Raw genomic sequence first — 25,132 nt, 5'->3', positions numbered from 1 at the left:
GTTGGGGTAGGCGTCATGTGGGAGATCGAAGAACTCGACCTGGACGCCTACCTCGACCGCATCGGGCATTCGTGGGTGACACCATCCGCGGAAAGCCTCCACAGTCTCCACCGGGCGCACGTGCTGGCGATCCCGTTCGAGAACATCGACGTGATCCTCGGCACGCACCCCGGGATCGGGCTGAACGCGATCCAGGCGAAGCTGGTACGACGACAGCGCGGCGGCTACTGCTACGAGCACACACTGCTCTTCGGCGCCGCGCTGGAGCGACTCGGCTTCGCGGTGGAACGACGGGTCGCGCGGGTGCAACCGCACAAGTCGGGACCGCGTACGCACGCGCTGCTCAAGGTCGGCGTGGACGGGCAGGAGTTTCTCGCCGATGTCGGGTTCGGCGCCGGCCAGCTCTACCCGACCCCACTCAAGGACGGCGTGATCGTCGACCAGGGCGGCTGGGATCACCGCCTCACCGCCGACGGCGACGCCTGGACCCTGTCGAAGCAGACCCCGGACGGCTGGATCCCGCAGCACGCGTCCAACGACGAGCCGGTCCGCCCGATCGACTACGAGGTCTATCACCACTACGTCTCGACCCACCGAGACTCCCCGTTCACCGGCAGGCCGGTGGTGATGCGGGTCGCCGACGGCGTCAATCGTCGCCTGATCGGAGCCGAGCTCACGACCGAGTACGCCGACGGTCGAAGCACGCACCGCGTCGTACCGGCTGGGGATCTCCCGGCTGTCCTCGCGACACTCGACGTCGTCCTCAGCGACGAAGAAGTCGATCGGCTTCGGCTCCTCTAGGCGTCTCGGTCCGGAACGATTCACCCAGCTCCGGGCCGAGACCGAAGTAGTGCCGGAAGGTGTAGAGCAACGGCGACCACGCCCCCGGATCGACGTACGATGTCCCCGGTACGACGATCCGCTCGTCGGCGTGCACCCGCAGCACGCGCGCCTGCACGATCAGAAAGTTGCCATCAGCATCAAACTGCACGTTTACGGCGGATGTCTCGAACTGCAACGGACATTCGGCCACCCGCGGTGGACCGACCAGCTCGGACTCCACCGGAGTCAGCCCGGCCGCCTTGAACTTCTCCCGCTCGAAGCGGAAGCGAGCACGCTTGTGGTCCGGCACCGGGTCGCGACCGGTCAGCCCGGCGAGCCGCTCAACCGCCTCCCACTCTGCGGGGGACGGGAAGTTGATCACGAGGTCCGGCCGATGCCGCAGATTGTGCGCGGTCTGACCGGAGCTGCCGAGTCCGAGGACGACCACGTCACCGAGCGCCCAGGCGGACGACATCGGGGCGAGGTTGATCGTGCCGTCGCCGTTCTCGGTGGAGAGCAGGGCGACCGGAGTACCGACGTACAGGATGGACGGTTCGATCGTCAGGTGCGTCATGGCTCCCGACGCTAGGTCGCGGACGCTTCGGCGGGCGCCTAACTGTCGGAACGGCATGATGGGATCCATGAGTACGCAGACCGAGGGGCAGGAGCTGGCCGCCTGGGCCCGGATGCTGGCCGACGCCACCCGGGCGACGGTCTGCCTGGCGCTGCTCGACGGGCGAGCGTGGACGGCGACCGAGCTGGCCCGGCTGGCGAAGGTGTCGCGGCCGACGATCAGCGAGCATCTCAATCTCCTGGTCGACGGCGGTCTGCTGACCGAGGTGCGGCAGGGACGGCATCGCTATCTGAAACTCGCCGGTCCGGATACGGCCGAGTTGATCGAAGGACTGGCGGCGCTGGCACCTCATCGGACCGAGGTCCTGACCAGCCTGGCCGCGGTCAGCAAGCGGGACGCGTTCGCGCGGGCGCGGACCTGCTACGACCACCTCGCGGGGAAGCTCGGGGTGGCGCTGGCGGATGCGATGACCGAACGTGGCCTGATCGACTGGTCGGAAGGTGTCGCGCTCACGCCGGAAGGCTCGGCCTGGCTGGAAGATCTCGGCATCGTGGTCGAGTCGCGCCGCGGACGGCCCCCGCTGCGGTCATGTCTGGACGTGACCGAACGGCGGCCGCATCTGGCCGGCGCGGTCGGCGCGGCCTTGTGCGGACATGCCTTGCGGCAAGGATGGGTGACCCACATCCCCGGCGGCCGCGCGTTGAAGGTGACCGGCTCGGTGCGCGAATTGGGGCTTCCTGTCGGCGTCGTCCGAGAACTTCTGCCCAGAGTCTGAGAAGACCGTGGGTAAACACGCTCCAGGGAGGCGCCGAGCGCGGAAACGCCTTAGCCTTCGGCCATGACTGAGTTCGAGCCCGGCACCGAACTGGTGTCCCGTTTGCCTCTGCCCAGCCATGTGATCGTCCAAGTGGACGGACAGTGGCGACCCGGCTGGTTGATCGGCCGTGAGCACGAGGCGACGGGATGGACCGGTCTGGTGCAGTACGAGGGTGACGACGGTACCGAGCGGACGGAACGCCTCCCGGCGGACCGGATCGCTCTGCCGGATTCGCACCGATCGAGCGAACAGGCGTCATAGCGTAGGGAGGGATAACAGCGCGAAGGCCCCCGGTACTGCTACCGGGGGCCTTCGTGCGTAACGCGTCCGGGGCGCCTCTCGACGAACGAGAACCCCGCCCCAGGCCCTTCGGGCGGTTGACCTGGGACGGGATCCTCAGTGGCGTTACACACGGTATATCGCTGGTGACGGCGCGAGTGTTACACGATCGCAGGAAAAATCTTCCGGCACGCTGGCGGCGGAGGTTGACGACGGACCTTCAACGGCCGTTCCCGGCGGACGGCGGCCGGACGTCGAGCGACCCCGGTGCACGTCCCTGAACACCGGGGTCTAGATCGACGGCCTCTCGAGCGACCACCGCTCTTGACCCTCAGGTGCCCCAGCGGCTGGCAGCCAATCGTGCCGACCGCAACCATTTCCGCGCGGACAGTGTCCGGGGGCGCACAATCTGCATCAGAAGTGCACCGCGAGCAGGATCCGGCCGCTCTCCGAGCTGCGGATGTCCAGCCCGCGGATCTCGTTGCGCTGCAGCTTCGTGGTCGCGGCCGGCTTGACCGTCGTCCCCGGTGCCGCGGTCCAGCTCGCGACCAGCTGGGACTTCCCGGACGTGTCCGTGACGTACAGCTCGTAGCCGCGGGCCCGTTCGCTCGGGGTGGCCAGTTCGTCGTACCGGCAGCTGATCTCGATCGTCGTACCCCAGCGTTCCGGCACCAGCCGGGCGTCGGCGGAGAGCTTGCTGGCCACGGTCTGAGCGAGGACGACGTAGTCACCCTGCGGCTCCTCGCGGCTGAGCGGGATCGCCACCAGCCCACCGACCACGGCCGCCGCGGCCGTGACGCCGGCCATCGCCATGCCGAGCCGGACGCGCCGCTTGCGGGTGTCGTTCTGGACCGCGCGGACCAGGCCGGGCAGCAGGTTCGGCGGGCTTGCGTTGATGGTGGCGAGCGCGCGGTCGTCGGGCAGCGTCGCCAGCGTGCCGGGGACGTCGGCCAGCGACGCCACCCCGGCCGAGCACTCGTCACAGGTCCGTAGGTGCTCTTCGTAGGCGCGACGGTCCTTCGCCGACAACGCCCCCAGCAGATAGGCCGCGTCCCACTCCTTGAACGGATCGCTCACTGGCTCGTCACCCCCTTCTCCTGCAACGCGAGCTTCAGCGCCCGCAGCCCGTAGTGCAGCCGCGACTTCACGGTGCCTGACGGGATGTCCAGCTCTTCGGCGATATCAGTGACGGTACGACGCCCGTAGTAGGCACGAACAATCACCTGCCGATGTTCCTCGGACAGCTGGGCCAGCGACTCGGCCACCAGCCACGCGTCCAGGACGGCGTTCGCGTGGTCGGCACTCGGGTTCTCCGGCAGGTCGCCGCTGGCCACCTCACGGCTGACCCGGGCACTGCGCCGGTCGTCGATGACGAGATTGCGCGCCACCGTGAACAGCCAGGCCCGGGCCCCCGCCTCGTCCTCGGTCAGGATCTGCGGCCGGCGCCAGGCCCGCAGCAGGGTCTCCTGCACGACATCCTCGGCCAGCCGGTCGTCGCCGGTCAGCCGGACCACGAACCGCCACAACGCGGGCGCGTGCACATCGTGCAACTCGCGCAGCAGCGCCGCCCGGTCATCGGCCATCGCGGCTCCTGCTCTGTCGTGCATCGTGCGGTCCCGGCCGGGATCACTCCGCTGCGGCTGTTGCTCTCTGAGGTGCTGCTCGCTGCTCCACCGCCCAGGCGCCGTTGCCGAGGAACGCGATCAGCAGGAAGGCGAAGCAGAACAGCGCTGCCTTCTCGCCACCATTCTGCACAGGAAGCAAAGCATCCACCTGGTGAACAGTGAAGTAGGCGTACGCCATCGATCCAGAACAGAGCAGTGCGGCATATCTGGTACCCAGCCCGATCAGCACCAACGCGCCGCCGGCGAATTGGATCGCGGCCGCCCACCACGACGGCCAGGCGAAGGCTTCGACCTGTTTCGTCCCGAGTGCGCCGAACAACGCGGCCGCACCGTGGCTGGCGAACAGGAACCCGATCACGATCCGGAAGACGGCGATCACTTGCTTCTGGTAGCGCTCCAGCACCTTCATGGCCTCACTCCTCGAGGTGTAGGGGTCGTCGCCTGTTCCGAACGATTCATCCGGGTCTCGGGTTCAACGCATCGTGACTTTCAGATCACACTCCGAATCGGTTGCGCCGTCGTCCCCCTGTTTGCTACGGGTTGTGGCACTCTGAGGGCCGGGGGTGAGGTCGCTGACTCCGGTGCTCGAGACGAAGCTCTACGTTCCTCGGCCGCGGGCGGGTTGGGTGTCGCGGCCGCGACTGCGCGAGCGGTTGGGGACCGGGTCGACGCTCACGCTGATCTCCGCGCCGGCCGGGTTCGGCAAGACGACGCTGCTGGCCGCCGCGGCCGAGAACCGGTCCGTCGCCTGGCTCTCGCTGGACGCCGGTGACAACGACCCGGCGACCTTCTGGACCTACGTCGTCGCCGCGTTGCGGACAGTGGCACCGGAGGTCGGCGCGCTGCCGGAGTCGTCGCGGCCGGTTCCGGTCGCCTCGATGCTCACTCCGCTGCTCAACGACCTCGGCGCGCTCGGTCGCGACATCGTGCTGGTGCTCGACGACTACCATCACATCGACGCACGCGAGATCCAGGACGGGATGGCCTTCCTGCTGGACCGGGTGCCGCCGAATCTGCGGGTGGTGATCGCCGGCCGGGCCGATCCGTTGCTACCACTGGCCCGACTGCGGGCGCGTGGCGAGTTGGTGGAGATCCGGGCCGCCGATCTGCGCTTCACTCCGGCCGAAGCGGCGACGTACCTCAACGAAATGATGGGCCTGCAGTTGACGGCGCGGGACGTGGCCGCGCTGGACGAACGCACCGAGGGATGGATCGCCGCGCTCCAGCTCGCGGCGCTGTCCATGCAGGGGCGGGACGACGTGACTGCCTTCATCGACGGATTCGCGGGCACCGATCGGTTCGTCGTCGACTACCTGGTCGAGGAAGTGGTGGCGCGTCAGCCGTCGGACATCCAGTCGTTCCTGTTGCAGACCAGCGTCCTCGATCGGCTGAGCGGGTCGTTGTGCGACGCACTGACCGGACAGGTCGATGGCAAGGCGGCGCTGGCGGCGTTGGAGCGCGGGAACCTGTTCCTGGTCCCGCTCGACGATCGCCGGCAGTGGTACCGGTACCACCACCTCTTCGCCGACGTGATGCACGCACGCCTGCTCGACGCGCAGCCCGATCAGGTGCCGCTCCTGCACCGCCGCGCGAGCGCTTGGTACGAGCAGTACGGCGACCTGCCCGCGGCGATCCACCACGCACTGGCCGCGCGCGACTTCGAGCACGCGGCCGACCTGATGGAGCTCGCGATACCGGCCATGCGAAGGGATCGGCAGGAAGCCACCATGATCGGCTGGCTCGAGCGGCTGCCCGACGAGCTGGTTCGTGGTCGGCCGAGGCTCAGCGTCGACTTCGCCGGCGCGCTGCTGTCGATCGGCGCCGTGGACAGTGTCGAGTCGCGCCTGCAGGACGCTTCACATGACCCCCAGCTCGGAGGTTGGATCGCCATCTACCGAGCCGGGCTGGCGCTGATGCGCGCCGACAACGCGGCCACGGTCACCTACGGGCGACAAGCACTTGATCTGCTGCCCGACGACGACCAGCTCGGCCATGGCGCGGCGACCGGTCTGCTCGGGCTCGCATCCTGGGCTCAAGGCGATCTCGAGGCAGCGCACACGGCGTACACGGACTGCATGACGAGCCTGATCCGGGTCCGATTCCTGTCCGACGCTCTCGGCTGCGCGGTCACGCTGGCTGACATCGCGATCACCCAGGGACGGCTCCGGGAGGCGATGCGCATCTACCAGCGCGGGCTGGAGCTCGGGAAGGACGGACCGGTGCTGCGCGGGACGGCCGACATGTACGTCGGTCTCAGTGCACTCCACCGCGAGCGGAACGAGTTGCCGATGGCGCTTGAACTGTTGCAGCGCGGCAAACTGCTGGGCGACGCGATGGGGATGCCGCGGAACCCGTATCGATCCCGGGTCGCGATGGCCCGGATCCGCGAGGCCGAGGGCGATCTTGCCGGTGCGGCCGACCTTCTCGACGAGGCGGAGCACCTGTACTTCGGCGACTTCGCGCCCGAGGTTCGTCCGATCTCGGCGATGAAGGCGCGGGTGTGGATCCGGCAAGGCAAGGTCGACGACGGGCTGGACTGGGCTCGCTCCCGAGGTCTACCAACTGACCTTGACTACCTGCACGAGTTCGAGCACATCACGTTGGCCAGGGCGCTTCTGGCTCAGGGATCTCTCGATGAGGCGCTCGGGTTGTTGGAGGGCTTGCTGCGCGAGGCCGAGACCGGCGGCCGGATGGGCAGCCTCATCGAGATCCTGGTGCTTCAGGCGCTCGCTCTGGACCTGCCTGCTGGGCTGGTTCCGCTGGAGCGCGCTCTCGCGCTGGCCTCACCGGAGGGCTACGTCCGGGTCTTCGTCGACGAGGGCCCAGCGATGTTGCGGCTGTTGAAAGCGGCCGCGAAACAAGGGATTGCCGTCGGTCAGCTCGTCAGCCTGTTGACTGGTTCTACGGCGCCGTCGCAAGGTCTGCCGGACGCGTTGAGCGAACGCGAGCTGGAGGTACTCCGGCTGCTCGGCAGCGAACTCGCCGGACCGGACATCGCCCGCGAACTCACCGTGTCCCTGAACACCCTGCGCACGCACACGAAGAGCATTTACCTGAAGCTCGGTGTGAACAGCCGCCGGGCAGCGGTACGACGAGCCGCCGAGCTCGGCCTACTCACTCACAGCCGCTGAACGGGTCCGCAGGTGGTAGCCATACGTGGCAACAGCCAGACCCGCACCCCAGACGAGGTAGGCCGGGACGGCTACCCAGAAGAACGCGTCCGGCAGGCCGACGTCGCCGTACACGGGCTTGCCTTGGACTACGGCCGCGATCATCTGGAGCAGGCCGACACCGAAGTACGCCGTGATGCCGCCACCGAGGCCGGCACCGGGGAGCAGCAGCATCCAGCGTGGGAAGAACCGGCCGACGCGATAGACCAGCAGCAGCGGCAGCACGATCCCGGCGAGCAGGAAGCCGCCCTCGAACAGGATCAGCGAGAGGTTGGCGCCGTACGGCGTGCTGCCGAACCCGACGACTGCCTGCGCTCCCAACCGGATCAGGCACCCGGCGACGGCGGTCCAGGCACCGATCACTGCCCAGCTGGGGATTTCGGTCACCGACCGGCCCGGACCGAGCCGACGCTGGTAGGTCAGGGCAGTTCGGCCGAGCAGCGCGGCGCCGCCGAGCGCGGCCAATCTGCTCAGCATCCCTTTCCAATCGAACGGGATACCGAGGCCTGGCAGCACACCGCCAACCACATCGAGCAGCGCCAGCGCAGCGGCCGCGACCCACCCGGCCGCGACCAACCACAGCGTCCTGATCAGGAGCCGCGAGCTCGGTCGCCGCTGCAGTGCGAGCACAGCCGCGGCGCTGACCACGCACCCCAGCACTCCTATCCAATCCGGGACCAGCAGATCGCCACCCGGGAACTTCCAGTCCGGCGCGTGACCGGTGGCGAACCACACCCGCACACATCCGTACGCCGCTGCCCAGGCGACCGCACCCCGAGCCGCCCAGCCCACCGCGGCCTCCCGATCCAGCTCCCCTGCACGCACGATCGCCATACCTGCAGCCTGACTCGAACCACGTCCTGGGCGGATCACTCCCGCGGGGGAACGACCTCCATCGCAGGATTGACCTCAGCGGGCGTCGTAGAAGTGGCGGATGGCGCGGAGGAAGGCTTGGCGGTCGGCGGGCGGGAGGGATGCGAGGATGCGGTCCTCGTGCGCGCGGATGTCTTTGCGGGCGGAGCGTCGTACTCGACGGCCCTTGGGGGTGATCGACAGCAGCCGGACGCGACGGTCGCTCGGGTCGGGTGTCCGCTCGATCAGACCGGCGTCCTGGAGTTCGTCGAGGGTGCCGATGATGCGTGACTTGTCGGCGCCGATCGCGTCCGCGAGCGCGGCCTGGGTGCGTACCGGGGTGTCGTCGAGTGCGGTCAGGACGGCGTACCCCCACATCGACACCTCATGCTCGGCGAGCACCGGCAGCTCCGCCGCGATGAGTGCCCGCAGCAACGGATGCAGCATCGCGGCGAGGTCGGGCCGCTCGTCCTCGGGGCTCACACCACGGAAGATAACACTGGCGCAATCATAAGCTAGCGCATATGATCTACACATGCCTACAGTTGACTACGTATCCCTCGACGCACAAGCCGTCCAGGCCAGCATCGACCTGGTCGCGCGTGTCACCGACGCCGATCTCGCCAAGCCCACGCCCTGCCGCGCCTGGACCCTCTACGGCCTCCTCGCCCACATGGCCACCCAGCACTACGGCTTCGCCGCCGCCTCCCGCGGCGACGGCGACGAGGCTGGGTGGAAACTCCGCGACCTGGGCGACGACCCGGTCAAGGCCTACATCGACTCAGCCGAACACGTCCTGACCGCCTTCGCCGAGGACGGCGTCACCGAACGCACGTTCCCGCTGGCAGAGTTCGGCGCGTCGTTCCCCGGCCACCAGGCGATCAGTTTCCACTTCATCGACTACGTCGTGCACTCCTGGGACGTCGCCAAGTCCCTCGGCACCACAGTGACCTTCACCCCCGAGGTCCTGGACGCCGCTCTGGCGGTAGCCCACATCGTTCCGACCGGCGACGTTCGCCTGGCCCCAGGCTCCCCCTTCGGCCCCGAGATCCCGTACTCCGGCACCGATCCACTGACCCAGATCGTCGCCCACCTCGGCCGCAACCCCGCCTAGCTAGGTCGTGTCTGATGGTCCCGCGCAGTAGGCGGGGGACCATCAGACACGGCCTTAGTCCTCACAACCAAGACCGTCGTTGTCGCGGTCCAGGCCATAGATGTCACTCCCGACAACTGTGACCGGGCCGCGCACATACGCCGGCCCGTTCCCGCTCCCGCCCGAACAATCCACATCGCTGGCGATCGGCACACAGCCCCCGCTGTAGTTCGGATCGCAGTCCGACGACTCGCTCTCCTCGACCTTCGTACCGACAGTGGTCACCTGGGTCCGCGGCTGCTTGGCAACCTCCTGCTTCAGCAACTCCTTGGCCGTCTGTACGCCGTCGACGTACGTCACCTCATACGTCAACCGCCGCGTCCCGTTGACTCCGGTGGTCGTGACGACCGTCTCCCCCTTCGCCATCGAGGAATCCGTCACCGTCTTCTTCTTGAACGGAATGACCCGAAGCTCGACGACCGCCTTCTTGGTCGTCACGGGCGTCGGCTTCACCACCGTCGGCTTCACCACCGTCGGCTTCACCACGGTCGGTGGAGCCGTCGTCGGTTGAGCCGTCGGCGTGCTCGGCTCAGGTGTCGGCGTCACCGCGGCCCGGCTACTGACGATCGCGGCCGGCTCGCCGACTCCCGCCGTACCTTCCGATCCACACCCCCCCGGCGGCGACGACCAAAAGCCCAGCACCCACCGCAGCACAAAACAAACGCACAATTCCCCCCAACCCGCCGCAGTTTCCCCCCGCAGCAGGATTGTCAGCATCCGGACTTCCCGGTTGAGTTCCGATCCATACCATCCCGGCAATGCACCGGTCGATACCCCAGCCCCGGAACCGGCTCAATTTCGTGACGGTGCTGACAGTTTCACCTCGAGGGCGGGCGAGACGCCTCCGGTCAGGAGGCGCTCGCGGACAGCGTTGAGGTTGCCGTCCGGCATCGCCCGGGAGACGACGCTTTCGAATTGGCGGTAGAGGTCCGGGTCGGTTGCCAGGTAGAACGCAAGCTCCTGGCCCACCTGGCCGAGGTCGGTCGGCACCTTGTCCGCTGTGGTGTTCAAGAGGTCCGCCAGCGCGCCGTCGAGGCCGCTCGGCTGCCCTGAGTCCGCCGCGACGGCGAGCGAGGGCCGGGCACGCGACTCCGTGCGGACGGCGCTCTCGAAGAGATGCCCGAACGTGGGCAGGCCGCCGCGCGCCACTGCCACGTGCTCCCTGGCAGTGGGTGCGAGCGTGGGCACGGTTCTGCCATTCGGCAGCCCCGCGGAGAGCAACGCATCGGCGTTCACCAGTCCGCCGCCGAACTGACCCGACGGCCAGCCCGGCACGGGGGTGGCGGTGGCGCGTAACAGTTGCAGGAACGTCGAAGCGATCCGCTCCTTGCCGCCACACGCTTGGATGATCGTGCTTCGCCCGTGCTTGGCGAGCCACAGGGCGGCGATCCCCGCGACCGTGGCAACGGCGTACGACGTTCCGGAGCCCTGGCCCACTGTGTCGAGGGCGTCGTTCTTGTTGGCCGTGGCGTGCCAGACCCGGTCGCCGGGTGCGGTGATGTCCACCGCTGATCCCCTGGACGAGCCCTTCCACGGTTCTCGTTCGGCATCACAGGCGGCGACGGCGACGACCTCGTCGTACGCGGCCGGGAAGACCACGAAGCGAACGCAGTTGCCTGCGGCGGCGAGCACAATGACGCCCCTGCTGGTCGCGTAGACCACAGCGTCATGCAGGCGGTCGCTGCTGAGACCGCCCATGCTGATGGAGATGACGTGGGCTCCCTGGTCCGTGGCGAGCTCGATCGCCCGGGCGAGGTTGACGGTGTCCAGGACCACCACGGTGTCCGACACGCGGAACGGGACCAGCTTGGCGTGTGGCGCCGTACCGCTGACGGAGTTCTGTGGGTTCCCGTCGGCGGCACCTCGGGGGCTGACGATGACGCTGCCCGTTGCCGTGCCGTGGCCCGGGGTCTGCCAGGGGAACCGGTCCTTCAGTTCGTCCTGTGGGTCGTTGTCGTTGCGGAACAGGTCGAAACCCTTGCTGAGCAGGAGATTGACCGCGATCTCCGGATGGCTGCGGTAGCCGGTGTCCGGATGGCCGACGATCACACCTTCGCCCGGACCGGCGCCCGGGTTCGAGAAGTGGTTCGTCCATGCTTGGGTGACATTGGCCATGTGCAGGCTCCACTCGTGCACCTTGGCCTTGTCGAAATCCTTGCCGCTGCCACAGACCCAGCCCGGTAGGCCGAACGCGGCGACGTCGTCTCCTGGGGAGACGCCGACGCCCCAGTCCGGACGGTCCGTGACCCATGCCTTGAAGAGCGGTTCGGCGCTCGCGATGCCGGCGTGGGCGCGCAACTGGTACGTGCGATCCCACGCGTCCTGAGCTGTCAGGGCGCCTTCCTCGGCGAACACTTCGTACTGGTGGCTGCGGCCGCCGTACGTCTCGGCGTGCCAGCCGGTGCCGAGTACGTCGCTGATCGCCCGGTCCAGCTTTTGTCGCGCCCGGCCCCTGGTCGTCTTGACGGCGAAGGCTTGGAACAGCGGTCCGCCGTCGGAGCTCGGGGAATTCTCGTTCCTGTCCATCTGCGACACCCCCACCGCGTCAGCATTCAACAATCCTCTCCGTCCTCCGCACGGTCAAGGAACGATGGCAGGCGGTTGAATTGCCGGTCCGTTTCGGCGACGAAGGGAATAGCCGCCACTGGTCCTTGCGCGGCGTCACTCTCGATGAGACGCTCACATTTGGACGCGGGGTGCTGCCAAGGGGGGCAGATGAGCCAGGATCTGGCCGTCTTTTTCGATATCGGCGACACATTGGCGAGCGCGGTCGTCGAGGGCGGGCGGCTGTCCCGCCTCGACGTGTACCCGTTCGTGCCCGAGGTCCTCGCCCGGCTGCGGAGCGGGGAGGTCGGGATCCCGGCCGCACTGGGCCTGATCTCCAACACCGGCGACGAAACCGCCGCCACGATGAACCAGGTGCTGGACGCTGCCGGCCTGCTGTCCTTCCTCGACGCCGACCTGTGCCTGTTCAGTTCGGTCGAGGGTCTGGACAAGACTCAGCCGGCCTTCTTCACCCTGGCCCGTGATCGCGCGGCCCTGCCGGCGGCCCGGTGCGTGTTCGTCGGCGAGAACACCGACGAGCGGCGGGTCGCCGCGTCCGTCGGTTTCCGCGTGTCCCCGCACCCGCTGCACGCACTGCATCTGGTCGCGACCGCGTTCCCACCTGCTTGACCGGAAGGACCCTCGAGATGCCCAGCGAGCAAGGCAATGGCCTGAACAGTTTCTCCCTGCACACTGCGGACGAGTCGTCATCGGGAGCGCTCGCACAACTGGAAGAGGAGCGGGCGGCAGCTCCCGGTCTTCGACCGCCGGGGGCCGACCGCGAGAGCGATCTCGATCCGGAGACCGCGGCGCGCCGGTTCCTGGACCAGGCGGTGGCCAGCGATGCGGTGCCGTCCCTCACCGCCCCGGCGGAGTACGGCGCCGGTCGCCAGTTCAAGACCATCGACACCGAGACGGTCCCGCTCACCGAGACCCGCATCGTGAAGTTCCGGCAGATGGTCCACGACATCCCGGTCTACGGCTCGCTGGTGACCGTCGAGCTCGACGACACGAACAGCCTGGTCGGCATCGACGCCGCCCTCGGCGAGCCGACCGGCGTCGACCCGGTCGCCAGTGTGTCGCCGGTCGATGCGGTGAGAGCGGCTGAGTCGGCGCCGGGCGGATATCAGCCCACGCTGACCGACGTCGTACCCCGGCTGAACTACTACTACGACGTCGAGAACGCCCGCTGGCGGCTCGCTTACATCCTCGAGGATGTGCCCGTGCAGCCCGATCGCGGCGCGGAGCGACCGGAGGACCGTGACACCGAGTTCGACCCGCCACGGTTCGTCGACTACGTGGTGGACGCGCATGACGGGCAGGTGGTGACGATCCTGCCGCGGACGCCGGGCATGGCGGCCATGGAGCAGACGGCCAAGGACACCTTCAATGTCGCGCGGACCTTCCTGGTGACCGAACAGGGCAATGGTTTCGTACTGGTCGACCCGGTGCACAACGTCGAGACGTACGACTTCGAGCTCCGCGACCCGACGTCCCCGCTCAACCCGTTGCCGGGCAGATCCATCGCCAATCCGCCGGCCTGGACGCCTGGCGCCGTGAGCGCCCACGCGAACGCGGTGGCTGTGTCGGAGTTCCTGCGCACGGTGCTGCGACGGGACAACATCGACGGACGTGGTGGGGCCATGAAGTCCACCATCAACTGCGTCGTCCTCGCGAAGAGTCCCGACGGAAAGCAGTGGGCCAACGCCTTCTGGAGCAAGAGCCGGATGCAGATGGTCTACGGGCAGGTACTACGGCCGAACAACGAACTGCGGTCCTTGTCGGCGAACATCGACGTGGTCGCGCACGAGATGTTCCACGGGGTCACCGACCACACGTCCCGGCTGGAGTACATCTTCCAATCGGGGGCGCTGAACGAGTCGTACTCCGACATCTTCGGCACGGTCATCGCCAACCTCGGCAACGACGACCCGCGGACCTGGGGCTGGGAACTGGGCGAGAACCTGCTGGCCGGGGACAGGCCGTTCCGCGACCTGTCGAACCCGCCGCGGTTCGGGCAGCCGGAGCACATGAAGGACTTCGTCATCAAGCCCGGCACCGAGGAAGGCGACTGGGGTGGCGTGCACAAGAACAGCGGGATCCACAACAAAGCGGCCTTCAACCTGTTCACCGCTGTGGGCGAGGACGGCGCCCTGATCCTGAGCCCGAACGAAGTGGCCGCCGTCTTCTACCTCACGCTGACCCAGCGACTGTCCCGTACATCGCAATTCGCCGCCAGCCGCCGCTTCGCCGTATCCAGTGCACGCAGCCTGTTCCGCCTACTGCCCCCGGCTCAACAGGCCCGCAAGATCGCCGCAGTGGAAGCCGCATTCGAGGCCGTCGGCATCGTCTGACGGCCGCGCAGCGGGTCACCCGGTGGCGCCTACTCCTGCAAATGCGGCGATGGCGAGGCCGGCGACGAAGCCGACGGTGCCGAGCACGATCAGCGGTGCGGCACTGATGGCCGGCTCCGGGACCCGCTGGTCGAAGATCGCGAACAAGCGCTCCTCGGCCGGGCGAACCTCCTGCAGCAGGACCGTCGACGGGTGCTTGAGGTTCCCCGCTGCCTCGACCGCGGCCTGCGCGGCGACGACGGCACCCCGGACCACCCCGACGACCACGGCACCCGACGCCACCGTCAGGACGCCGATCAGCGCCGCGGTCGTCTGCGCCATCCCCGCGTCGGAGAACAGCGTGCTCCTGGCGGCCGAGAACGACCACAGGCCGAAGAATCCGAGCACCCCCGAGGCAATCCCGACGGCCAGGAACACTGTCGTCAACGGATTCTGGATCCGCACCGCCGCCGCGAACGCCCGCGCGTCTCTGGCCAGGTCCCCCGCGTCCCGAGCCAGTCCTTCGTACGTCGCCAACGTGTCAGCCCGGGCCCTCAGCTTGACCGCGATCACGATCCGATCGGCGAGGTCCAAGTCGCTCGCCTGGTCCATGATCTCTTTCCAGGCGGTGACCACCTCGTCGTGCGACGGCGCGATCGCCGCCCGATCCACGACACTCATACCCTGCCCCCTTACACCGAGCGCGCGCTCCCCAGCACGATCGACCCTCCCCCTGGGCATGAGAGTACGCCGACACTCCCCTCACGAACAGTCACCAGCAGTCAGCTCTTGACCGCACCCTGTGTGATCCCGTTGACGAAGTTCCGCTGGAAGGTGAGGTAGACGAGCACGATCGGGGCGATCACGATCAGGCTCGCGGCCGACAGCAGCGGGATGTTCGTCGAGTACTGCCCGACGAACAGTCCGAGGCCGGCGGGCGCCGTACGGCGGTCCGGGTCCTGCATCATCACCAGCACCAGCAGGAACTGGTTCCATGACCACATGAAGTACAGCACCGACAGCGTCGTCACCGCGGGCCAGGAGATCGGCAGCAGCACCCGCACCAGTACGGCGAGATCGCGCGCACCGTCGACGCGGGCCGCCTCGACGAGCTCACCGGGCAGCCCGGAGAAGTGCGACTGCATCCAGTACACGCCGAACGGCATGAACAGGGCGACCTCGGCCAGGATGATGCCGAGGTAGGAGTTGGTCAGACCGACCTGCTGCAGGTTGTAGTACAGGGCAACGACCACGAGCTCTACCGGCAGCGTCAGCCCCAGCACGAACCCGGCCGACATCGCCCGGTTTCCCCACACCTTCAGGACTTCCAGCCCGTACGCCGCCAACGTCGCGCACACGACCGCCAGCGGTACGACACACACGGCGATCAGGACGCTCGAGCGCATCAGGTTCGTGAAGTTGCCCTGCGTCCAGGCGAGCTTGAAGTTCTCCCACGACCAGTGCGCGGGCAGGCTCAGTCCGCTGACCTGCTCACTCGGCGAGTGCAACGCCGTCAACACGATGCCGGCGAGCGGCAGCAGCACCATGGTCGCCATCACGATCAGAACGGCGTACCGGAGACTCATCCCGATGCGCGTGCTCACGCGCCGACCCTTGCCACGCGGCGGATCGCCGTCACGATCACGACGACCAGAACAGTCAGTACGACGGCCAGCGCGCTGGCTGCACCGATCTGGCTTTCGTTGAAGGCCAGGCGGTACACGAGCAGACCGGGGACGTTCGTCTGCCCGGCCGGGCCGCCGTTCGTCGTCACGAAGACCAGGTCGAAGCTGGCCAGTGCGGCGATCGTGGTGATGACGCCGGCGATGGTGACCTCCTCGCGGACGCCGGGAAGGGTGACGTGGCGGAACGTGCGGAACGCCCCGGCGCCGTCGAGGGTGGCGGCCTCATACAGAGCGGTGTCGATCTTCTGGGCACCGGAGAGGAACAGCATCATGCACAACCCGCTCATCACCCAGGTGCCGATCAGGCCGAGCGCGATCAGGGCCAGGTCGTAGTCGCCGAGCCAGGCGCGGGTGATGCCACGAAGTCCCACGGCGGTGAGGATCTGGTTGATCACCCCGTCCTCGCTGTAGAGCCAGCGCCAGGTGATGCCGACGGCAACCAACGGCAGCACCTGCGGCAGGAAGAAGACGACCCGGAAGAAGGTCATCCCGCGCCGCACCTTGCCGAGCAGCAGACCGGTCATCAGCAGACCGACGACCACCGGGACGAAGGAGAAGAAGACGATCAGCACCAGGCTGTGCAGGATCGCCTCGTACAGCGTGGGGTCCTGGAAGATCCTGGTGTAGTTGGAGAATCCGGCCCAGGTCGGCGCGAGGATGCCGTCCCAGTTCAGCAACGACAGCCGGACCGTGTTCAGCGCCGGCCAGATCGCGAACCCGAAGTAGACGAGCAGCGCGGGCAGGACGTAGACCCACCCGCGCGCCCGGCGTCTACCCACCATGGTGTGCGGTCCACGACTCCTGCAGAGAAGCGAGGAACTGGTCGGTCGTGGTCGTGCCGTTGATGATGCCCTGGATACCCGGCGTCAGCTTGTCGATCATGCCCGGCGAGGCAAAGTCCGGGAACGGCACGATGCCGTTGCTCTGGGCAATCGGCGCGAACTGCTTGGCGATGTCACCGCGCAGACCGGTCGTGCTGAGCTGTGCCTTGGTGTCGACCGGCATGAACCCGCCGGTGAACTGGATCTGCGCGGCCTCGGGTGAGCTCATGTAGTCGAGGAAGGCGGCGGCGACGTTCGGGTACTTCGTCTTGGACGAGATGGCGTACGCGACACTGGCGCCGGAGGCGACCTTCACCTCACCGCCGGCCGGGTTCGGCAGCGGGAAGAAGCCGACCTTGTCCTTCAGTTGCGTCTCCAGTGCGGCGGCCGCCCAGTTGCCGGTGACCAGGAACGCACTCTTGCCCTGGGCAAAGTTCGCCTGGGCGTCCGGATCCGCGGTCGCGTTGGCCGACTTGGCGACGTACCCCTTGTCGACCCACCGCTTCAGCGTGTCGGTGGCTTCCTTGGCCTTGTCGGTCACGATCGTCGCGCCCGGCTTGCCGTAGACCCAGGCGCGGTAGTCGTCGACCGAGCCGATCACGTTCAGCAGTGCGTTCCAGAGATGGAAACCGCCGACCTGGAGCGCGCCGACGCTGAGCGGAGTCCGGCCCTCGTTTTTCTGGAGTTCGAGCTCCGCTTCGAACTCCGCCAACGAAGTCGGCACCTTGGACACCATCGACTTGTTGTAGAAGACGCCGAGGATGGACAGTCCACCCGGTACGGCGTACAGGTTGCCGGTGCCGAACTGCTTGGCGGTCTCGTCCGACTTCAGCACCTCGAGACTGGCCGGCGGGAACTTGGTGTCCCAGCCGTACGCCTCGGCGTACGGGTTCAGGTCGAGGATCAGCTTGGCCGGGACGAGCGTGTTCATCGCACCGGGGTTGTACTCGGCGATGTCCGGCGGCTGGTTCGACGACATGGCCAGCTTGATCGACTTGATGTAGTCGTTGAACGGCGTCTGCTGCGGCTTGATGGTGACGTTCGGGTACTTCTTCCGGAAGCCCTCGATCAGCGCCTTGGTGGGCGGATCGTCGGTGTAGGCGAGGGTGAGGGTGACCGGATCGCTGGGGATCGTCGTGGCCACGCTCGCCCGGGTCGCCGGTGCGGCCTGCGGTCCACCGGTGCCCGCGCAGGCCGTGGTGGTGAGTACGGCGGCGGCCCCGAGTGCTATCAGCTTTGCTGCGGTCCTACCCATGAGCTTCTCCTTCGGGGATGGCGGCCGGTGGTGCTTCGGCCGGTAGCGGGCCGCGCGCTGCGGCTCGGCGGATGCTGCTTCGGACCCGTTCGAACCGGGTCCGCTCGATCTCGGCCAGACAGTGGTGCAGAGCGCCGTACACGACGGCGTCGTCGCCGAGGGCGGAGACGGCCAGCGGGGGCTGGTTCAGGGCTTGGTGTTCCAGGTGACCGCGGATTGCCTCGAGCAACGGTTCGCCGCAGCGGGCCATCGGGCCGCCGATGACGACGAGCTGCGGATCGAGGATCGAGCGGATCGCGGCGACCCCTTTGGCGAAGCGGCCGGCGACGGTCTCGATCGCACTGACCGCGACCGGGTGTCCGTCGGCGTACGCGTCCAGCACTTCCTCGAACGTCGTGAGCTTTGCCAGGCGGACGATCTCGTCGGCGCCGACCCAGTTCTCGAACGGGCCCAGCCCGTCCGGATTCGTGCTGGTCTCGCCGGCCAGCAGATCGAGGAAGCCGATGTCACCGGAGTCGTTGGACGCACCGCGGTACAGATCGCCCTGCAGCACGATCCCGGCGCCCACACGCTCACCCCAGTGGATCATCACCACCGAGTCCTCACGCCGCTGCGCACCGCGCCACCGCTCGCCCTGGGTCGCCAGCTTCACGTCGTTGTCGAGATAGACCGGACACGTCAGCACTTCGCTCAACCGCCGTACGACGATGTCGCCGGCCAACCCCGGCATACTCGGGATGAGCTTGATGACCTGGGCGTCCAGATCGACGATGCCCGGTGCTCCGACGGTGGCGAACCAGATGTCGGCGTTCGCGGTCGCCCTCTGCACGGTGGTGACGAGCGTCTCGACGCCCTCAGCTCCACTCGTCCCCGGGTCGAGCTGGACGGTCTCGGTCGTCAGGATCGCGCCGGCCAGATCGGACACCGCCACCCGGACGTCCTGCGGGCTGATGGACAGGCCGAGTACGCAACCGGCCTCGGCCCGGAACCGAACCCGCTGCGCGGGGCGGCCGACCTTTGTCGTGTCGCGCTCGGGCGCGCTGAACTCGACCAGGCCCTCGGCCTCGAGCGCCACGAGGGAGCGGGTGACCGCCTGCCTGCTGAGGCCGACCTTCTTGGCCAGCGCCGACACGGTCATGCTGGACTCCGCGCGGAGCTGCCGCAGGACGGCGTCCGCGTTGATCCCGCGCATGAGCTCGGTGCCCACGGCGACCAGTTCGTCCATCATCACCCTTCCCGCTGCGCTGTCCGATGTGCGAGGGTATTTATTATGGATCGCACGAAACTAACTCCGTCAAGCGATCGGGCCCCTTGGATTTCGACCCTCGAGGGGCTCGCCCGGCGTGTCCTCGGGGCGTCGGTCACGTTCGGTGAGCTGTCAGGCGACGGGCGTCGATTCGAGTACGTCGCTCGCGAAGGCGAGCTGACCGTGGCCGCGACGGACGGGGTGAGCGCGGCGGTCGGGCTGCACGACTACCTGCGGAAGGTGTGTGGTCGCTCGGTCGGATGGGACACGCCGCTGCCGCTGTCGGTGGAGTTGGCCGACTGTCCGCCGACGCGGGGCGAGGCGCGGGTGCGCGAGTTCTACTACCTGAATTTCTGCGCGTTCAGCTACACGATGGCCTACTGGGACTGGGCCGAGTGGGAGCGCGAGATCGACTGGATGGCGCTGCACGGCGTCACCATGCCGCTCGCGCTCACCGGACACGAGGCGGTGCTTTCGACTGCTTATGGACGGCTCGGTCTGTCCGATGAGGTGGTCCGGTCGTTTCTGGGTGGACCCGGGTATCTGCCGTTCCAGTACATGGGTTGTCTCGACAGCTTCGCCGGTCCGCTTCCGTCGTACTGGATCTCCTCGCATCTCACGCTCGGCCGGCGGATTCTGGAGCGTGAGCGGGCGTTCGGGATGACGCCGGTGCTGCCCGCGTTCACCGGGCATATCCCGCGGGCGCTGGCGCCTGATCGGGTCAAGCGGCGTGACTGGCAGGGGTTCGAGACGTGGGTCCTGGACGCCTCCGATCCGCTGTACGCCTCGATCGGTGCCGAGATCGCGCGTGTCCAGATCGAGTTGCTCGGCACGGACCATCTGTACGCCGCTGACCCGTTCATCGAGATGATCCCGGTCGACGCTGATCCGTCGTACCCGGGGACTGTCGCTGCCGCGACGCTCGCCGGCTTGCTTGGTGCTGATCCATCCGCTGTCTGGTTGATGCAGGCGTGGCCGTTCTCGTACCAACGCGACTTCTGGACCGACGCGCGTGTGCGGGAGTTTCTCTCCGCTTCGGACCGGATGATCGTGGCCGACCTGTGGGCGGAGCGGGACCCTGTGTGGCAACGCTTCGACGGCTTCGGGAACAAGCCTTGGTTGTGGTGCGGTCTGCTCAACTTCGGCGGCCGCACCGATCCGTGCGCCGACCTCCGCGCGGTTGCTCCCGGCGTTGAGGCGGCGCTTGCTTCTGGTAATCCACCGGTGGGCCTGGGGTTGTCGATGGAGGCGATCCACAACAACCCGGTCTTCTTCGAACTGATCACCGACCTGGCGTGGGACGCTGTCGAGGATGTAGGCGAGTGGCTCGACTCGTGGGTCGCCTGCCGCTACGGGCCGACCGGTCAACTGCCGGCCTTGCGCTCGGCGTGGCGGGGTCTGCTGGACACTGTCTACGCCTGCGACATCCCGATCTTCCCCGAACACTTCCACGGCGTACTCACGACGCGTCCGTCGTACCACTCGCCTGAGGAGATCCAAGCGGCGCTCTGGTACGACCTGAAGGTCTTGGCCGACGCCTGGGACGCGCTCATCACCGCAGCCGAGAACGACCCTTTGTTGGTCGACGGCCCCCTAGCCCACGACCTGATCACAGTAGCCATCGCCTACCTGACCCGCGTGGCCGACCGCTACTACCTCCACGACCGCGACGCCTTCCTGGCCCTCTTCCCCGACCTGGACGCCCTCCTGGCCGCCCACCCGTCCTTCACGCTCGCCACCTGGGAAGCCAAAGCCACCCGCTGGGCCCAAACCCCCGAGGATCACGAGCTGTTCTTGCTGAACGCCCGCCAGATCCTCACCACCTGGTCCCCCACCCCCCACCTCAACGACTACGCCGCCCGCCACTACTCCGGCCTGGTCACCCCCTACTACCTCTCCCGCTGGTCCGCCGCGGACTCAGCCCAGGACCAGATCACCGCCACCTTCCTCCAAGCCGACCTACCCCCACCACGCCCCGCGAACCTGGTCCCCCACTCCCGCCACCTCCACACCACCCACGCCCAACCCCCACCCCACCACCAATCCCCTGGACAAACCTGACACACTATTCCCCTCACCCCTCGTGAGAGGGCCTCTAGCTCAACTGGCAGAGCAGCGGACTTTTAATCCGCGGGTTGTGGGTTCGAGTCCCACGGGGCCTACCAAGCTCGGATCGCCTTTAAAATAAGGCGATCCGACTCATGGGAAGCAACCCTGCAGCCCACTATCTTCCGTATCGTGGGATCAAACGTGGTGCGAGTCGCTACACTCGGCCGCATGGCAAAGGCTCCGAAGAGGCGCCAGCGCGCCCGCGGCTCCGTGGAGGAGCTGCCCAGCGGCGCGCTCCGCGTCGTCGTCTACGCCGGCATCGACCCCGTCACGAAACGACGTCACTACCTTCGCGAGACCATCCCGGCAAACACGCCGAAGGCGGCGGAGGAGGCCGAGCGAGCCGTCCGGCGGCTTCAGACGCAGGTCGATGAGCGGCGGCAGCCACGGACCAACGCGAGCCTGAGCCAACTGATCGAGCGCCACCTGGAGCTGGCCGAACTAGACGAGACAACCCGCCGCACCTACCACGGTTACGTGCGGAACCACATCGACCCGCTGATCGGGCAGGTCAAGGTCGGCGCAGTCGAGGCCGATGTCCTCGACTCCTACTACGCCGAACTCCGTCGCTGTCGCCACCATTGCGACCGACGACCCTTCACCGAACACCGCACCAAGACCCCTCACGAGTGTGACCACCGCTGTCGACCTCATGAATGCCGACCACTCGGCGCCTCCACGATCCGCCAGATTCACTTCATCCTGAGTGGCGCCTTCCGCCAAGCCATGCGATGGAAGTGGGTATCGATTAATCCGATGCCTACCGGCAAGCCCCCATCCGCCCCCAAGCCGAACCCCCACCCACCAACAGCCGTCGAAGCCGCCCAAATCCTGGGCGAGGCCTTCAACGACCCAGCGTGGGGCACATTCGTGTGGCTTGCGATGGTCACCGGTGCACGACGAGGCGAACTGTGCGGCCTTCGCTGGTCCAAGGTCGACCTCGCCCAAGGCACGATCGTCGTAGACACCAGCGTGGCTCAAAACAGCAGCAAGAAGTGGCTTAAGGACACCAAGACCCACCAGCACCGCCGACTGACGCTGGATGGCGAGACCGTGAGTCTCCTACGCAAGCACCGCGAGACCTGCGACGAGAACGCGGCCAAGCTGAAAACCAAGCTCGGGCCTGATGCATTCGTGTTCTCCCTTGCCCCAGACAACAGCGAACATCTCGTGCCCGACAGCGTCTCGCAGCGCTACAGCAAACTCGCGGCGCGCCTCGACATCGATACCCACCTGCACAACCTCCGCCACTACTCGGCCACCGAACTCATCGCCGCAGGAGTCGACATCCGAACCGTCGCCGGCCGACTCGGCCATGGCGGCGGCGGCACCACCACGCTCCGCGTCTACACCGCATTCGTCTCCGAAGCCGACCAACGAGCCGCAACCGCACTCTTCGACCGCCTCCCGAGCCGTCCCGAACAGCTCAGTGAGCGCGAACGGATCATGCGCAATCCGCGCGCACCCTACGAGGCGATCGCTGCCAAGCTAGGCGCCGCAATCGAGTCCGGCCTACTGCCGGCAGGCACCTCCTTGCCGCCCACAAAGCAGCTCGCCAATCAACACGAGGTCTCCGAGGGCACCATCCGCCGCGCTCTCGACCTGCTACAGGTCTGGGATCTCCTTGACAAGTCGCGCCAAATCAGGTCCACGGGATAAGTACGCGCGTCGTACGAGCAGCACGCCGCCCGCAGAACAGCCCGGCTCTGTGCGTGGTGGTCGATTGGGTCGGGCGTTGTTACCGAGGCGAAGAGCCATCTCGGAGCTTGCGGCGCGCGACGGAAACTGTCCGTAGACTCATGACCTTAACCACCGGGCGGCTGCTGCGGGAGTGAACAGTGACAGATATCGACATCGCGGCTGAGAGGGCGATCCTCACTGCCGTTCTGCGGCTCCACGACCCGGGCTCTCGGCTCCTCGAAGTATCAGCGCTGGCCACTTTCTTGAATGACATCCAAACGGTCTACTCGGCGTACATGACTGTGGTGCTCCCAGCCGAGTACGCGCGCTCTCGGCCGCGACCCCAGATGGTTTCACGTCCACGTGCGCCATATTCTGCGAAAGTGCGAGCGGAAGGGGGGTATCGCCGCACTCCCTTGGCGTGGTTGCTCAGTGGGGTCGCTATAAACCCAGGCGATTCTTCGCGAATGCAGGCGCTCACCGCCCTCGCACCGCACCTTCCCGACGACCTGCGAACGACAGTTGTGGCACGCGCAATGCAAGCGGCCGGCGCGATCACCAACGACGTATCGCGGGCGAAGGTGCTGACTCAGTTGGCACCGCACCTAACTGCTGACCAGCTGGCAACGGCGCTGGAAGCGGCCCTCGCCATCACCAGCGAACATGCGCGCGCGGGCGCTGACCAGCCTTGCACCGCGCCTAACTGCCGACCAGCTGGCAAAGGCGGTGCAAGCGGCGCTTGCTATCACTGACGAGTCATGGCGGGTGCAGGCGCTGACAGGGCTTGCGCCGCACCTACCGATCGATCAGCAACCTGCGGCGCTTGCACACGCCTGGACGCGGCCAGCTCGATCACCGGGTCCTGGCAGGCGTGGGCGCTGACTGGGCTGGCACCGCACCTACCCGCCGACCAGCAACCTGCAGTTGTGGCACGTGCAGTGGAAGCGGCCGCCTCGATCACCGACGAGTCGACCCGAGCGCAGGTATTTACCCGGCTGGCACCGTACCTACCCGTCGACCAGATGGCCACGGCGCTCGAAGCAGCCCTTGCTCTCACCGACGACATGTCGCGGGTGCAGGCGCTGACCGGGCTGGCACCGTACCTACCCGACGATCAGATAGCCACAGCGCTGGAAGCCGCGCTCACCATCTCCAACGCGTCGGCCATGGCGCGAGCGCTGATCGGACTTGCCCCGCGCTTAAACACCGACCAGTTGGCCGCGGCGCTGGACGCTGCCCGCGAGATCACCGACGAGGTGGCGAGGACGCGAGCGCTGACAGGGCTCGCACCGTGGCTTCCCGCCGACCAGCCAGCTGCTGTGCTGGCACACGCTCTGGATCTGACAGTCGCAATCACCAACGAGTGGGGGCGGATGGAGGCGCTGACCGACCTTGCACCGTACCTACCCGACGACCAGTTGATCAAGGCGCTGGACGCGGCCCTTGCTATCACCGACGAATCATGGCGGGTGCAAGCGCTAACCGGCCTTGCACCACATCTACAGGCCGACCAGCTGACCGTGTCGCTCGATGCGGCCCTAGCTCTGACTGACGACGCGTCGCGGATACGAGCGCTGACCGGGCTAGCACCCTACCTATCCGGCGACCAGTCGGCCGCGGCGCTGGAAGCGGCGCTCGCTATCACCGACGAGTCCATGCGCGCGCATGCGCTGACCGGGCTTGTACCGTATCTGCAGGCCGACCAGCTGCCCGCGGCGCTGGAAGCGGCCCTTGCTATGACCGACGAGTCACTGCGCGGGCAGACGCTGACCGACCTTGCACCATACCTAGGCATCGACCAGCTGACCGCGGCGCTGGGCGCAACCAGTGCTCCCCTGGACGACCTGTGGCCAGCGGAGCCGGCGACCGGGCCAGCACCACATCTTCGGACCATATCTCTTGCATCCAGCGGTGAACGATTTGCAATCGGGCCGCTTCCTCCACCTCTCGTCGTACGAGAGATGCGGATGGGCTCCGTGTGGTTGGACCTGGTGCAACAAGCTCCGAACATTGCCCAGTTCGCGATAGTTCCTATAGCCGGAGCAGTGTTGTGGCGTGTCGCAAAGGCTCTCTGAAGCGCCCCAGGTTTGATGCCGCATCTTTCTGAGTTTGGAAGGATGCAGGACGTGCGCAAGAGGATCGATCCCGAGGTCAAGGCTCGCGCGGT

23 protein-coding genes and 1 tRNA gene are annotated in these 25,132 nt (G+C 67.3%); 11 read left to right on the top strand and 13 right to left on the bottom strand.

From position 1 onward, the window contains the following. Positions 1–15: 15 nt before the first annotated feature. A complete protein-coding gene (locus ACGFIF_RS10535) occupies positions 16–801 on the top strand; it encodes an arylamine N-acetyltransferase (RefSeq protein WP_393153754.1) in 786 nt (261 codons plus the stop codon). Here the strand turns inward: ACGFIF_RS10535 and ACGFIF_RS10530 are convergent. After that, positions 764–1,396, bottom strand: a complete 633-nt coding sequence (locus ACGFIF_RS10530) for a flavin reductase family protein (protein ID WP_393153752.1) — start codon at positions 1,394–1,396, stop codon at positions 764–766. The two genes, ACGFIF_RS10535 and ACGFIF_RS10530, sit on opposite strands and share 38 nt — an antisense overlap. A 67-nt stretch (positions 1,397–1,463) precedes the next feature. Here ACGFIF_RS10530 and ACGFIF_RS10525 point away from each other — a divergent pair, with 67 nt between their 5' ends. Both ACGFIF_RS10525 and ACGFIF_RS10520 read left to right on the top strand, forming a co-directional pair. Further along, the gene (locus tag ACGFIF_RS10525) at positions 1,464–2,171 is read left to right on the top strand and encodes an ArsR/SmtB family transcription factor (protein WP_393153750.1); all 708 of its coding nucleotides are present in this window, start codon (positions 1,464–1,466) and stop codon (positions 2,169–2,171) included. Positions 2,172–2,234: 63 nt separating this feature from the next. Continuing rightward, positions 2,235–2,474, top strand: coding sequence for a hypothetical protein (locus ACGFIF_RS10520; protein WP_393153748.1), 240 nt, complete (start codon positions 2,235–2,237; stop codon positions 2,472–2,474). Between the two features lie 432 nt (positions 2,475–2,906). Here ACGFIF_RS10520 and ACGFIF_RS10515 read toward each other — a convergent pair whose 3' ends face one another. The 3 genes from ACGFIF_RS10515 to ACGFIF_RS10505 are packed head-to-tail and all read right to left on the bottom strand — an operon-like array spanning position 2,907 to position 4,526. Continuing rightward, a complete protein-coding gene (locus ACGFIF_RS10515; RefSeq protein WP_393153746.1) occupies positions 2,907–3,569 on the bottom strand; it encodes an anti-sigma factor family protein in 663 nt (220 codons plus the stop codon). After that, positions 3,566–4,075: a sigma-70 family RNA polymerase sigma factor gene (locus ACGFIF_RS10510; protein WP_393153744.1), complete on the bottom strand. Its 510-nt coding sequence runs from the start codon at positions 4,073–4,075 to the stop codon at positions 3,566–3,568. Before ACGFIF_RS10510 ends, ACGFIF_RS10515 begins: the two co-directional genes overlap by 4 nt. Positions 4,076–4,118: 43 nt before the next feature. After that, a complete protein-coding gene (locus tag ACGFIF_RS10505) occupies positions 4,119–4,526 on the bottom strand; it encodes a DoxX family protein (protein ID WP_393153742.1) in 408 nt (135 codons plus the stop codon). Positions 4,527–4,680: 154 nt separating this feature from the next. Here ACGFIF_RS10505 and ACGFIF_RS10500 point away from each other — a divergent pair, with 154 nt between their 5' ends. Continuing rightward, a complete protein-coding gene (locus tag ACGFIF_RS10500) occupies positions 4,681–7,248 on the top strand; it encodes a LuxR C-terminal-related transcriptional regulator (RefSeq protein WP_393153740.1) in 2,568 nt (855 codons plus the stop codon). Here the strand turns inward: ACGFIF_RS10500 and ACGFIF_RS10495 are convergent. Beyond that, positions 7,228–8,121: a hypothetical protein gene (locus ACGFIF_RS10495; RefSeq protein ID WP_393153738.1), complete on the bottom strand. Its 894-nt coding sequence runs from the start codon at positions 8,119–8,121 to the stop codon at positions 7,228–7,230. The genes ACGFIF_RS10500 and ACGFIF_RS10495 overlap by 21 nt on opposite strands. 75 nt (positions 8,122–8,196) lie before the next feature. Further along, complete coding sequence (locus tag ACGFIF_RS10490) at positions 8,197–8,622, bottom strand: MarR family winged helix-turn-helix transcriptional regulator (RefSeq protein ID WP_393153736.1); 426 nt, start codon at positions 8,620–8,622, stop codon at positions 8,197–8,199. Positions 8,623–8,674: 52 nt separating this feature from the next. Here ACGFIF_RS10490 and ACGFIF_RS10485 point away from each other — a divergent pair, with 52 nt between their 5' ends. Then, on the top strand, positions 8,675–9,253 hold the full coding sequence (locus ACGFIF_RS10485; RefSeq protein WP_393153734.1) for a TIGR03086 family metal-binding protein: 579 nt from the start codon (positions 8,675–8,677) through the stop codon (positions 9,251–9,253). Positions 9,254–9,307: 54 nt separating this feature from the next. On the opposite strand, the gene ACGFIF_RS10480 is transcribed toward ACGFIF_RS10485, so the two are convergent. Both ACGFIF_RS10480 and ACGFIF_RS10475 read right to left on the bottom strand, forming a co-directional pair. After that, positions 9,308–9,838 (bottom strand): G5 domain-containing protein, encoded by a 531-nt coding sequence (locus ACGFIF_RS10480; protein ID WP_393153732.1) that lies wholly within the window; start codon positions 9,836–9,838, stop codon positions 9,308–9,310. A gap of 246 nt (positions 9,839–10,084) precedes the next feature. Continuing rightward, positions 10,085–11,818, bottom strand: coding sequence for a S8 family serine peptidase (locus ACGFIF_RS10475; protein WP_393153730.1), 1,734 nt, complete (start codon positions 11,816–11,818; stop codon positions 10,085–10,087). A gap of 189 nt (positions 11,819–12,007) precedes the next feature. Between ACGFIF_RS10475 and ACGFIF_RS10470 the strand changes: the two genes are divergently transcribed. Then, a complete protein-coding gene (locus ACGFIF_RS10470; protein ID WP_393153728.1) occupies positions 12,008–12,466 on the top strand; it encodes an HAD family hydrolase in 459 nt (152 codons plus the stop codon). A 17-nt stretch (positions 12,467–12,483) separates the two neighbouring features. After that, positions 12,484–14,190 carry a M4 family metallopeptidase gene (locus ACGFIF_RS10465; protein ID WP_393153726.1) on the top strand — a complete coding sequence of 569 codons (1,707 nt, stop codon included), beginning with the start codon at positions 12,484–12,486 and terminating at the stop codon, positions 14,188–14,190. Positions 14,191–14,205: 15 nt separating this feature from the next. Here the strand turns inward: ACGFIF_RS10465 and ACGFIF_RS10460 are convergent, their stop codons facing one another. From ACGFIF_RS10460 to ACGFIF_RS10440, 5 genes are all read right to left on the bottom strand, one after another. Continuing rightward, entirely contained in the window at positions 14,206–14,850 is a 645-nt protein-coding gene (locus ACGFIF_RS10460; RefSeq protein ID WP_393153724.1) for a hypothetical protein, read from the bottom strand. Between the two features lie 101 nt (positions 14,851–14,951). After that, positions 14,952–15,773, bottom strand: coding sequence for a carbohydrate ABC transporter permease (locus ACGFIF_RS10455; RefSeq protein WP_393153722.1), 822 nt, complete (start codon positions 15,771–15,773; stop codon positions 14,952–14,954). Continuing rightward, complete coding sequence (locus ACGFIF_RS10450) at positions 15,770–16,636, bottom strand: carbohydrate ABC transporter permease (RefSeq protein ID WP_393153720.1); 867 nt, start codon at positions 16,634–16,636, stop codon at positions 15,770–15,772. Before ACGFIF_RS10450 ends, ACGFIF_RS10455 begins: the two co-directional genes overlap by 4 nt. Beyond that, positions 16,626–17,930: an ABC transporter substrate-binding protein gene (locus ACGFIF_RS10445; protein WP_393153718.1), complete on the bottom strand. Its 1,305-nt coding sequence runs from the start codon at positions 17,928–17,930 to the stop codon at positions 16,626–16,628. The genes ACGFIF_RS10450 and ACGFIF_RS10445 overlap by 11 nt, the downstream gene beginning before the upstream one ends. Then, complete coding sequence (locus tag ACGFIF_RS10440) at positions 17,923–19,158, bottom strand: ROK family protein (RefSeq protein ID WP_393153716.1); 1,236 nt, start codon at positions 19,156–19,158, stop codon at positions 17,923–17,925. Before ACGFIF_RS10440 ends, ACGFIF_RS10445 begins: the two co-directional genes overlap by 8 nt. Positions 19,159–19,200: 42 nt before the next feature. Here ACGFIF_RS10440 and ACGFIF_RS10435 point away from each other — a divergent pair, with 42 nt between their 5' ends. From ACGFIF_RS10435 to ACGFIF_RS10420, 4 genes are all read left to right on the top strand, one after another. After that, complete coding sequence (locus tag ACGFIF_RS10435; protein WP_393153714.1) at positions 19,201–21,237, top strand: alpha-N-acetylglucosaminidase TIM-barrel domain-containing protein; 2,037 nt, start codon at positions 19,201–19,203, stop codon at positions 21,235–21,237. Positions 21,238–21,265: 28 nt separating this feature from the next. Then, positions 21,266–21,341: transfer RNA gene (locus ACGFIF_RS10430), tRNA-Lys, on the top strand. A gap of 112 nt (positions 21,342–21,453) precedes the next feature. After that, positions 21,454–22,944: a tyrosine-type recombinase/integrase gene (locus ACGFIF_RS10425; RefSeq protein WP_393153712.1), complete on the top strand. Its 1,491-nt coding sequence runs from the start codon at positions 21,454–21,456 to the stop codon at positions 22,942–22,944. A 947-nt stretch (positions 22,945–23,891) separates the two neighbouring features. Then, positions 23,892–25,040: a hypothetical protein gene (locus ACGFIF_RS10420; RefSeq protein WP_393153710.1), complete on the top strand. Its 1,149-nt coding sequence runs from the start codon at positions 23,892–23,894 to the stop codon at positions 25,038–25,040. Positions 25,041–25,132 lie beyond the last annotated feature (92 nt).

Source organism: Kribbella sp. NPDC049174 (assembly GCF_043197365.1).
Lineage (GTDB): Bacteria > Actinomycetota > Actinomycetes > Propionibacteriales > Kribbellaceae > Kribbella.
This window is presented reverse-complemented; position numbering and strand designations above follow the sequence as displayed.